The sequence below is a fragment of the Salinivibrio sp. PR932 genome (assembly GCF_001996125.1).
In the GTDB taxonomy this organism is placed as follows: Bacteria; Pseudomonadota; Gammaproteobacteria; order Enterobacterales; family Vibrionaceae; genus Salinivibrio; species Salinivibrio proteolyticus.
In genome coordinates this window covers 38032-49022 of record NZ_MUFM01000024.1, presented here as the reverse complement: position 1 = coordinate 49022, position 10991 = coordinate 38032, and the positions used below count along the sequence as shown (strand labels likewise).

The following is a 10991-nucleotide window of genomic DNA, read 5'->3' as shown; positions in this document are numbered from 1 at the left end:
TTTAAATTCAATGGCTTATGTTATTTTTGATTCAAATCAAAAATCGATAACGACATTGTCAGCATGGTCACTTTGACGTCAATATGACGCAATTTTGACCGAAAAATAACAGCCGTATCTGCATGTCATCAGGCGAGCTACATGCATCATAAGGCGTGAAATGATTTTATTTTACCCGCCCGATATACAATGAAATGGCAAAAGAAGAAAAAGCCCGGCATTGTCGCCGGGCTATTTGAATTAATTAGTTTTCGCGCCGCTGAAAAGCGCAAAAAAGTTTTGGCTTGTGACCTCACAAACCGTCTCAACCGTTTCTCCTTTGAGCAACGCGATATACTCGGCAACTTCCCGCACATAAGCAGGCTGGTTTTGCTTACCGCGATAAGGCACCGGCGCCAAATAAGGCGAGTCAGTTTCTACCAACAAGCGCTCTAGCGGTAAACGACGTACCACCTCTTTAAGCTCGGTCGCCTTATTGAAGGTCACGATACCTGAGATAGAAATATAAAAGCCTAGCTCAATAGCCGCCTCGGCCATCTCGTAACTCTCTGTAAAACAGTGTAGCACGCCACCCACTCGTTCAGCCCCTTCCTCACGTAAAATCGTCAGTGTATCTTCACGTGCCGCGCGGGTATGAATAATCAGTGGTTTATTTAGCTCTACCGCTAAACGCACGTGCTGGCGGAAAATCTCTTGTTGCTGTTCGGCCAACTCTGGCTGGTAATGGTAATCCAACCCTGTCTCGCCAATAGCCACCACACGATCATCAGCGGCAAGGGCCTTTAAACGGTCATAATCGAACCCGTTTTCAATATCGAGTGGGTGAACACCACATGAGGCAAAGACTTCGGGGTAAGGACGAATCATCTCCAACATCTCGGGGAAGCTATCCAGCGTCACCCCCACCGAGAGAAAGTAATCGACACCTCTTGCCTTCGCTTTATCTAATACATCGGCGACATTCTGGTGTAGTGCGTCATAATCCAGTTTGTCGAGATGGCAATGAGAGTCTATTAACACGTTATTCTCCAATCGTTAATAACCACTGGCTAATCACAAGCTCAGTGTTTAGTCCTGAATGCTTGGTCAGTTGCCGTTGCATATGATGCAGCGCACGCAGCTGACTGTGTAATTGATGGGTTTGTAGCGCCTCAGCCACTTTTACTACCACGGGTTGGTGATGGTGATGAATGAGCGCGTTGGTCGCCCCTTGACGCCACTTCATCACATCAAGCAAAAAGTAGCTGGCCCAGTCCAATGAAGCGGGATAGTGTGAAACCAACTGCTCAAGCGTGTCAAATAGGCCCGAGCGCGTGACCAAGTAGTCCGCTAACTGAGTCACAACCGCATGGTGATGATCCAATCCCCCTGAGGCTACAAATTCTTTTGCCGCCAATGGTGCGCCACGATATAGCGCAACCGCATGATAAGGCACATCTCGCTGCAATGCTTGCTCGACCCATTGCTTGGCAACCTGTATCTCCGGCTGGGGCGCTTTCCATACGCTGCAACGGCTGATGATGGTCGCCAGTAAGGTGTCTAGCGAGTCACTGAGCAAGACAAAATGACAAGCTGAAGGTGGCTCCTCAAGGGTTTTGAGCAGTGCATTCGCGGCAGCTTCACCGAGCATCTCAGCCGGTTCGATAATAATGAATCGTGCACCACCCAGTTGAGATGTTTCAGTGGCTTTGCGTTGGCTTTGGCGCACCGCGTCAATACTGATTTGTTTGCCGGGTTTTTCTGGCTTTAGCCAATGTACATCCGGGTGATTACCAGCTGCATACAGCTGACAACTATGGCAGTGCCCACAAGGCTGCTCTGTCTGTGTTTGGCATAAGCGTGTTTTTGCCAACAAGCTCACCAACTCGCCACGGCCACTGCCGGTTGGCGCCGCGAGTAAAAGAGCATGCGGCAAGCGTTGTTGCGTCAGTAAGTGTTGCCAGTGAGACCACATCGGTGCAAACCAGGGCAACACCTCAGGTGCTGGGATAGATAGCGTTACTGCGTCACTCATGGCGTGTTTTGTGTCGTTAGCCATTGGGTTAAAGCCTGTTCAATGCTGCGAGAAACCGTGTCGAGCGACTGTCCCGCATCGATAGTCACCACGCTCGGATCCGCCTTAGCAAGTGCTAAATAACGTGCTCGTGTCCGTTCAAAAAAGTCGAGCTGCATGGTTTCAATTCGATCCAATTCGCCACGACCGCGAGCACGCGCTAGCCCCTGACTAGGCTCAATATCCATATACAAGGTCAGCGAGGGCGAAAAGTCGCCCAATACCGTGGCTTTAAGGCTTTGCATCAGTGCTGCATCCATACCGCGGCCACCACCTTGATAGGCTTGCGAGGACATATCATGACGATCGCCGATCACCCATTGGCCATTCGCCAAAGCCGGCTTTATGACGTTCTCTACCAGCTGTACGCGCGCCGCATACAAAAGTAACAACTCGGCTTTGTCGGTAAGAGGCTCATCTGGATGACCTTGCTTAACCAAGGTACGCATTTGCTCTGCCAGCGGGGTGCCACCAGGCTCACGAGTGGTGATCACGTCATCGATGCCGTGCTGGTGTAGCACCTGCTTCACCTTTGCAATAGCCGTGCTTTTACCCGCTCCTTCGAGGCCTTCTACAACAATAAAATGGTTTTTCATTGGCTCTTTAACACTTTTAGGTAATCACGCACCGCTCGATTATGCTCGGCCAGCGTGGTAGAAAATTGATGGCCGCCTTTCCCTGTCGCGACAAAATAATAGTATTGAGTGGTGGCAGGCTGTGCCGCCGCCATCAGTGATGCCACACCCGGCATGGAGATCGGCGTTGGCGGTAGCCCTTTTATCACATAGGTATTGTAAGGCGTTGGGGTGCGTAAATCTCGTTTACGAATATTGCCATCATAGTTGTCACCCATGCCATAAATCACCGTCGGGTCGGTTTGTAAACGCATTCCCCGACGCAGCCGATTGACAAAGACGGAAGCCACCTTGGTGCGCTCGGCATCGATCGCGGTTTCTTTCTCGATAATGGAGGCCAAAATTAACAGCTCATACGGCGAGTCGATCGGCAGGTCATCAGCCCGATTTTGCCATGCCTTATTGAGCGACGCTTGCATCGCTCGGTATGCGCGACGCAACAAAGACAAATCCGTATCCCCCACATCGTAGACATAGGTTTCGGGGAGTAACAAGCCCTCAAGCTTGGTGTACTCAGCGCCTAACTGTTTGGCGATGTCAGCTTCATCAAGCCCCGTCAATGTTTGTTCGAGATGCGGTGCGGATGCCATTTGTGACTGCCACTGCGCGAAGGTGCTTCCCTCGATAAAGGTGATGGCATCTTGATATTGCTGTCCCTCACGCAAGGTGGCGAATGCCTCACTTAAGCTTTGTCCCGGATGAATTTGAAAGGTACCCGCTTGAATCCGTGTCAACTCAGGATACACCCGAGGCGCCACCTTGGCCCACACTGTCGCAGTCAGCCAGCCTTTATCTTCAAACTGATTGATAACTTTATGATAATGCGCCCCTTTCTCAATTGTCACCAGTTGTGGTGACTCAAGATTTAACGGTGAGGCCACATAGGCTTTTGTCTGCCAAAGCGTCCAGCCTGCCAGCGCGACAAGCAGACACATGAGTAGGCTGATCAGCCCGAATATTCGCTTTTTTAGCACGCGTTTAACCTCTGCTGTAATGCGCTTGCCAGCGTATGATCAGAATACGATATGTGGTCAATATGATTCACAGGGACCACTTTCATTAGGGTATTGGTGATAAAGACTTCCTCAGCTTGATAAAGCGCATCCGGTCCTTGTTGCACCATGTGACAGTGATAGTCAGGGATGTCCTCAAGCAACGCAATAACGCGCTGACGCATCAGCCCATCCACGCCGGCATAGTGCAGAGCGGGCGTATACACATCGACGCCTTGACGCCAAAAAAGATTCGATGCCGTGGTCTCGACAAGGTTGCCAAACAGATCGCACACCACCAGATCGTCGACGGTGGCTGAAGATAGCTTATTGCGTTGGTCAAGTTCGCGCTTGAGTAACACTTGCTCCAACCGATTCAGATGTTTCAGGCCTGCCAATGGGGAGGCACCCAACTGTCTTTCTGTGGTCGCCAACGAAATCCCGTGCTGCTGCCATTGATAGTAATGCTGAGGAAAAGCATGAAGGGTCACGATATCGGTTGGCTGCTGACACCCTGCGGGGCTGTAGCCGCGCCCACCTTGCCCTCGCGTGATCACGATTTTGACCACCTGCTCTTGGTTTGACTGCGCACAAGCGTGAGCGACCGTTTGCTGTAGCCGTAACCAATCGACACCGTCAATCGCGAGCTGTTGGCAGGTCGCCATCAATCGTTCGAAGTGCGCATCAGCCTGCTGCAGCACACCTTGAACACTCTGGCCCGTGGTAAAACAACCATCACCAAATTGCAGTCCCCGATCGCTGATCGGTACTGTTGCGCTCGGTTGTCCATTGACCCACTGCATGATGCCTCATCACTCCACAAATAAAAACGGCCCGATAAATCGGACCGTTACTATATCAAAATCTTTAATCACTTTGCGCTCAAGACGCGTGCAATTAGATTTTCTTGAAGATCAAAGACCCATTGGTGCCACCAAAGCCGAATGAGTTACACAGTGCGTAATCCATTTTCACGTCACGGGCTTCATGCGGAACATAGTCCAGATCGCAACCTTCGTCGACATTTTCAAGGTTAATCGTTGGCGGTACCGCTTGGTCAATCAATGACATCGCAGTGATGATCGACTCAACGGAGCCTGCTGCGCCAAGAAGGTGTCCTGTCATCGACTTGGTCGAAGACACCAGAACACGGTCTGCTGCGTCACCCATCGCACGACGAACGGCTTTACTTTCAGCCACGTCACCCGCAGGCGTCGATGTACCATGGGCATTCACATAACCGATTTGGTCTGGCGTAATACCCGCATCACGAATCGCCGCTTCCATCGCTAATGCAGCGCCTGAGCCGTCTTCGCTCGGTGAGGTCATGTGATAAGCATCGCCACTCATGCCGAAGCCAACCAGTTCACAGTAAATTTTCGCGCCACGCGCTTTGGCGTGTTCGTACTCTTCCAGCACCATAATACCGGCACCGTCACCGAGCACGAACCCATCACGATCTTTATCCCAAGGGCGCGACGCCGCTTGAGGATCGTCATTGCGGGTTGACAGTGCTTTCGCCGCCGCAAAGCCGCCAATACCGAGCTCTGTGGAGGCTTTTTCTGCGCCACCGGCAACCATTGCGTCGGCATCACCGTACGCAATCATACGAGCAGCATGACCAATATTGTGAAGACCTGTGGTACAAGCCGTTGAAATCGAGATATTCGGGCCACGCATGCCATAGTTGATAGAAACATGACCGGCGATCATGTTCACAATGGTAGAAGGAACAAAGAAAGGGCTGATTTTACGTGGGCCTTTTTCCACCAATGCACGATGGTTTTGTTCAATCAGACCAAGACCACCGATGCCAGAACCAATTGCCACACCAATACGGTGTGCATTGTTGTCATCTACAGCTAGTCCGGAGTCTTGAATGGCTTGAACACTGGCAGCAATGCCGTATTGGATGAACAAGTCCATTTTTCGTGCATCTTTCTTCGACATGTAATCTTCACAGTTGAAGTCTTTTACCATGCCGGCAAACTTAGTGGCAAAGTTGGTGGTATCGAAGTGCTCGATAGCCGAAATACCGCTTTGGCCAGCCAGCAGGGCCTTCCATGACGACTCAACTGAGTTACCCACGGGTGATAGCATACCCATGCCAGTCACAACAACACGACGCTTAGACACGATGATGTTCTCCGGAGAATATAAGTTTGGAAATTAGAATAGCTTAAAAAGAACACAGGCGGTCAAGGAGACCGCCTGGTGGGAATCAGGGATTACTCAGAAGCGCTAACTACGTAGTCGATAGCCGCTTGAACAGTAGTAATCTTTTCGGCTTCTTCATCTGGAATCTCTGTATCGAATTCCTCTTCTAGAGCCATTACTAGCTCTACGGTATCCAGAGAGTCCGCGCCTAGGTCGTCTACGAAAGAAGCTTCGTTTTTCACTTCTGCTTCGTCTACACCCAGTTGCTCAACGATGATTTTCTTTACGCGTTCTTCGATGTTGCTCATATTAATACTAGTCCTTACAAGATTCGCAGATGCGATATGTGCTGTAGTTTATTCATTAATGTGGAAGTTGCAAGACCCCCACCGCTGGTCAAACCACGATTTGGGGACAAATCAGTCGGAGTTTGACGTGTGTCATTCGAGATTGCAACGTTAGAGATCAAATCATGTACATACCGCCGTTGACGTGCAATGTTTCGCCTGTGATATAGGCAGCATCGTCAGAGGCTAAGAATGCAACAGTTGCAGCAATTTCTCGAGGGTCGCCTAAACGACCAGCTGGCACTTGTGCCAGTGTTGCTGAACGCTGATCATCGTTCAGTGCTTTGGTCATATCGGTTTCGATAAAACCAGGTGCGACTGTATTAACGGTGATCCCACGTGCAGCCACTTCTCGTGCCATGGATTTGGTAAAGCCTATCACACCCGCTTTCGCTGCAGCATAGTTTGCTTGACCCGCATTACCCATTACACCAACCACTGAGCCAATATTAATAATACGGCCACAGCGTTTTTTCATCATCGCACGTAATACCGCTTTAGATAAACGGAAAATCGACGTCAAGTTGGTGTCCATAATGTCCTGCCACTCGTCGTCTTTCATACGCATCAATAGGTTATCACGCGTGATGCCTGCGTTGTTAACCAGAATGTCAACATCGCCGAATTCTTTTTTAATTGTGTCAAGCACCTCAGCGACCGACTCCGGTGAGGTGACATTCAACGCCAACCCTTTACCCTTTTCACCGAGATAGTCGCTAATCGCTGCTGCACCTTTTTCGCTGGTTGCCGTACCAATCACAGTGGCACCACGCTCAGCAAGCAACTCTGCCGTTGCACGGCCGATGCCTCGGCTCGCGCCAGTCACTAGCGCTACTTTTCCGTCTAGTTTCATTCGGTTACCCTTTTAGTTGATTCTGCCGACCTCGGCCGGCAGTCACAGAATGTTATTGCCAGCTCAACGCTTACGCGTTGGCAGACGCTAAGCTCGCGCTATCGTTAACCGCCGCACTGCTTAGCGATTTATTGATGCGTTTTGTTAACCCAGTCAGCACTTTGCCCGGGCCAAACTCCAACAACTGCTCAACGCCTTCTGCAGCCATACGCTCTACAGTTTCTGTCCAGCGAACAGGGCCGTATAACTGACGTACCAAAGCGTCTTTGATCGCCGCTGGATCAGTCGGTGTTTCTACATCCGCATTATTGATCACTGGGATTTCAGGGGTATTAAAGCTCACCTGCTCAAGTGCTTGCGCTAATTTCTCCGCAGCTGGTTTCATCAACGCACAATGCGATGGAACAGACACCGGCAATGGCAGTGCACGCTTAGCGCCTGCTTCTTTACACAGTAAATTGGCACGCTCAACCGCTTCTTTGTTACCTGCAATCACAACTTGGCCAGGCGAGTTGAAGTTAACGGGTGAAACAACTTGGTCCTGCGCGGCTTGCTCACAGGCTGCCGCAATCGCATCGTTATCCAAGCCAATAATCGCTGACATCGCCCCTACGCCTGCAGGGACGGCTTCTTGCATCAACTGACCGCGCAGCTCGACAAGCTTAACGGCTTCTTTAAAGTCCAATACACCTGCACAAACCAAGGCTGAGTACTCACCCAAGCTATGGCCTGCAAGCAATGACGGTGTTGCACCGCCTTGTGATTGCCATACACGCCAGATAGCGACAGATGCGGTCAGCAACGCAGGCTGTGTGCGATGCGTTTCATTTAAATCCGCTTCTGGCCCTTGTTGCACAAGCGCCCACAAATCGTACCCTAAGACTTCTGACGCCTCGGCAAACGTTTGTTGCACAACGCCATATTGGTCGGCCAATTCACTCAGCATACCCACGGCTTGTGAACCTTGACCGGGAAAAATAATCGCAGTAGCAGACATAGCTGTTTTCCTATTAATTTTAAAACCTGACCAGCGCGGAACCCCACGCAAAACCACCGCCAAAGGCTTCGAGTAACACGGTTTGTCCGCGTTGAATACGCCCATCCCGTACGGCTTCATCGAGTGCGGTCGGTACGGATGCTGCCGACGTATTACCATGGCGGTCTAACGTCAATACCACTTGATCCATCGACATCGACAGCTTCTTCGCCGTCGCTTTAATAATCCGGTAATTGGCCTGATGTGGCACCAACCAATCAATGTCTGATTTTTCGAGTTGGTTGGCGGCAAGTGTTTCGGTCACGATATTCGCCAACTGGGTCACCGCGACTTTAAATACCTCATTGCCGGCCATGTACAGCCAAGCCTCATCGGCTGGTAAGGACTGACCACGCTCAGGGTATTTAAGTTTCAATAACTCACCAAATTTACCGTCGGCTTTGAGGTGAGTGGACAAGATGCCATCATTTTCATCGGCAGAAAGCACCACGGCACCAGCACCATCACCAAATAAGATGATGGTTGAACGATCATCAGGATCACAGGTGTGTGAAAGGCGATCAGACCCCACCACTAAGGCATTTTTAGCTAGCCCATTTTTAACGTATTGATCAGCGACACTCAGCGCATACACAAAGCCAGAGCAGGCTGCGGCAATATCAAACGCCGGGCAGCCTTGAATGCCTAGCATGGCTTGCACATCACAGGCCGCCGCTGGGAAAGCGCGTTCACCACTGGTGGTCGCTACAATAATCAGATCGATGTCATGTTTATCGATGGCAGCCATGTCAATTGCTTGCACAGCAGCTTGATAAGCCATTGAGGCAACAGTATCTGTTGGCGCAGCAATACGACGTTCTTTAATACCGGTGCGAGTGACAATCCACTCATCACTGGTTTCTACCATCTGTTCAAGGTCAGCATTGGTGCGAACCTGTTCAGGCAAGTAGCTGCCTGTGCCCAAAATCTTACTATACATGAAGACTACTAATGCCTCTCGAGAAGAACTGCCTCTAAACGGTCACTTATCTTGGTTGGTATCTGCCGTTCGACCTCGTGCACCGCTTCACAAATAGCATTTTCGTAAGCGGCGATATCAGCGCGTCCGTGGCTTTTGACAACGATGCCGCGCAATCCTAGCAAACTTGCGCCGTTGTACTGGTCGGGTTTCAGCTGTTTTAGTTGATTAAAAAGATCAGAAAATAGCCATTTCGCGATCCAGCGCTTGATGGGATGCTGATTGAGATGTGTTTTTACTTGGTTAATCACCAAGCTGGCGACGCCTTCACTGGTTTTAAGCGCGACATTACCGACAAAGCCATCACAAACAATGACATCAGTTTGGCCCGTGTATATTTGATCCCCTTCTATATAGCCGGTGTAGTTCACTGCTTGGCAAGATTGCAACATATCGGCACATCGCTTTACCAAGTCGTTTCCCTTGATCTCTTCTTCACCGATATTTAATAAGCCAATACGTGGCATACGCCCAAGCTCTGCTTGGGCCAACACAGCGCCCATGACCGCAAACTGAAACAGTGTATCTGCATCGCAAGACACATTCGCGCCGAGATCTAACAACCATTTACGTTGTTGGTTTGCGCCGGGTAACGCGGTCACCAGCGCGGGGCGGTCGACGCCGGGAAGCAATTTTAGAAGGTGTTTGGAAAGTGCCATCAGTGCGCCGGTGTTTCCGGCACTGACGCAAGCATCTGCCTCACCATGCGCCACTTTATCTAGCGCAATACGCATGGATGTGCCAGTGCTACGGCGTAACGCCGTTGACGGGCGCATGTCGTTAGGGATCACGTCTGGGGCATGAACGATGGAAAGTCGGGAGTGATTTTGTGCGTCGCATCGAGTGAGCTGCGCGACAATTTGTGCGTGGTCGCCCACTAAAATCACATTTAGGTCCGCAAAACGAGACAATGCCTGCACGGAGGCAGGCACTGTCACTTGGGGACCGAAATCCCCACCCATCGCATCAAGTGCAATGGTTAGCCCAGTCAAGGTTCAACCTTACTTGTTGATAACCTTGCGGCCACGGTAGAAACCATCAGCAGTCACGTTGTGACGCAGGTGAGTTTCACCACTAGATTTGTCTACTGATACTGCTTGAGTACCCAGTGCATCGTGTGAACGACGCATACCACGCTTAGAACGGGTTTTACGGTTCTTTTGTACGGCCATTGACCCTACTCCTCGTTACTTTGCTTTAAGTTTTTTAGTACGGCAAACGGATTTGGACGCTCATCAGCAAGTGGGATTTCCCCATACACCATGTTGTCAGCACTCACTTTACAGTCAGTGTCTTCGTGCATGGCGACCTGTGGCAAGGCCACAATCAACTCGTCTTCGACGAGCTGAATCAGATCAATCTCACCGTTTTCGTCGACTAATGCCGGCTCATAAGCATCCGGTAAGTTGCCAACCTGGTCTTCATTGAAAACCGGGCTATAAACGAATTCAGTTTCATAGCGATAGGAGAACGATTCCCAACAACGCTGACACTCAAGGCTTACTGTGACGGCCGCATGGCCAGACACGGTTTTTAACCCTTGGGCATCAATGTCGAAAGAAAGCGTGACCTCAGCATCACTATCAATGCTTTGGGCTGCCTCACCGAGGCGCGCCAAACGCGATTTATCTACGATGCCATCGTAGTCAAGCCGCTTTTGTGCACTGCGGAATGGATCAACCGTCAGCGGTAGCTTTACCTTCTGCATAGGGCGCGAATATTAGCCTCCAAATGCGCTGGAGTCAAAGAAAATGTTGCCTGTGCTCAGGCCCTTTGTTGTCTTCTTGGCAAAAGACACAACGAATCGCAATAGTAAGAAGGCTTTCCTCTCACCGTCTTCCCATCAACGCCTTGGTTCTGGCCGAGATCCGACCATACTGCATCATGCACATCGCACGTTGACGACTTTCAGGTTAGACTGAAATATGAAGATAAACCA

13 protein-coding genes are annotated in these 10991 nt (G+C 50.5%); all 13 read right to left on the bottom strand.

Going from position 1 to position 10991, the window contains the following annotated elements; all coding sequences use genetic code 11:
* Positions 1–240: 240 nt before the first annotated feature.
* Positions 241–1020, bottom strand: a complete 780-nt coding sequence (locus BZG84_RS11715; RefSeq protein WP_077479228.1) for a TatD family hydrolase — start codon at positions 1018–1020, stop codon at positions 241–243.
* A 1-nt stretch (position 1021) separates the two neighbouring features.
* Positions 1022–2038, bottom strand: a complete 1017-nt coding sequence (gene holB / locus BZG84_RS11710; protein WP_241825784.1) for a DNA polymerase III subunit delta' — start codon at positions 2036–2038, stop codon at positions 1022–1024.
* Positions 2011–2649 carry a dTMP kinase gene (tmk, locus tag BZG84_RS11705; protein ID WP_069589106.1) on the bottom strand — a complete coding sequence of 213 codons (639 nt, stop codon included), beginning with the start codon at positions 2647–2649 and terminating at the stop codon, positions 2011–2013. Before tmk ends, holB begins: the two co-directional genes overlap by 28 nt.
* Positions 2646–3662, bottom strand: a complete 1017-nt coding sequence (gene mltG, locus BZG84_RS11700; RefSeq protein ID WP_077678243.1) for an endolytic transglycosylase MltG — start codon at positions 3660–3662, stop codon at positions 2646–2648. The genes tmk and mltG overlap by 4 nt, the downstream gene beginning before the upstream one ends.
* On the bottom strand, positions 3656–4483 hold the full coding sequence (gene pabC / locus BZG84_RS11695) for an aminodeoxychorismate lyase (RefSeq protein WP_077479230.1): 828 nt from the start codon (positions 4481–4483) through the stop codon (positions 3656–3658). The genes mltG and pabC overlap by 7 nt, the downstream gene beginning before the upstream one ends.
* A 94-nt stretch (positions 4484–4577) precedes the next feature.
* Positions 4578–5816: a beta-ketoacyl-ACP synthase II gene (gene fabF / locus BZG84_RS11690; protein ID WP_069589102.1), complete on the bottom strand. Its 1239-nt coding sequence runs from the start codon at positions 5814–5816 to the stop codon at positions 4578–4580.
* A gap of 92 nt (positions 5817–5908) precedes the next feature.
* Positions 5909–6145: an acyl carrier protein gene (gene acpP, locus BZG84_RS11685; RefSeq protein WP_002541727.1), complete on the bottom strand. Its 237-nt coding sequence runs from the start codon at positions 6143–6145 to the stop codon at positions 5909–5911.
* A gap of 157 nt (positions 6146–6302) precedes the next feature.
* Positions 6303–7037 carry a 3-oxoacyl-ACP reductase FabG gene (fabG, locus tag BZG84_RS11680; RefSeq protein ID WP_077479232.1) on the bottom strand — a complete coding sequence of 245 codons (735 nt, stop codon included), beginning with the start codon at positions 7035–7037 and terminating at the stop codon, positions 6303–6305.
* Positions 7038–7107: 70 nt separating this feature from the next.
* On the bottom strand, positions 7108–8034 hold the full coding sequence (fabD, locus tag BZG84_RS11675; protein WP_077479233.1) for an ACP S-malonyltransferase: 927 nt from the start codon (positions 8032–8034) through the stop codon (positions 7108–7110).
* A 19-nt stretch (positions 8035–8053) separates the two neighbouring features.
* Positions 8054–9013 (bottom strand): beta-ketoacyl-ACP synthase III, encoded by a 960-nt coding sequence (locus BZG84_RS11670; RefSeq protein WP_069589098.1) that lies wholly within the window; start codon positions 9011–9013, stop codon positions 8054–8056.
* Between the two features lie 8 nt (positions 9014–9021).
* Positions 9022–10044 carry a phosphate acyltransferase PlsX gene (gene plsX / locus BZG84_RS11665; RefSeq protein ID WP_069589097.1) on the bottom strand — a complete coding sequence of 341 codons (1023 nt, stop codon included), beginning with the start codon at positions 10042–10044 and terminating at the stop codon, positions 9022–9024.
* A gap of 9 nt (positions 10045–10053) precedes the next feature.
* Positions 10054–10224, bottom strand: coding sequence for a 50S ribosomal protein L32 (rpmF, locus tag BZG84_RS11660; RefSeq protein ID WP_069589095.1), 171 nt, complete (start codon positions 10222–10224; stop codon positions 10054–10056).
* A 5-nt stretch (positions 10225–10229) separates the two neighbouring features.
* A complete protein-coding gene (gene yceD, locus BZG84_RS11655) occupies positions 10230–10760 on the bottom strand; it encodes a 23S rRNA accumulation protein YceD (RefSeq protein ID WP_069589094.1) in 531 nt (176 codons plus the stop codon).
* Positions 10761–10991: the final 231 nt, after the last annotated feature.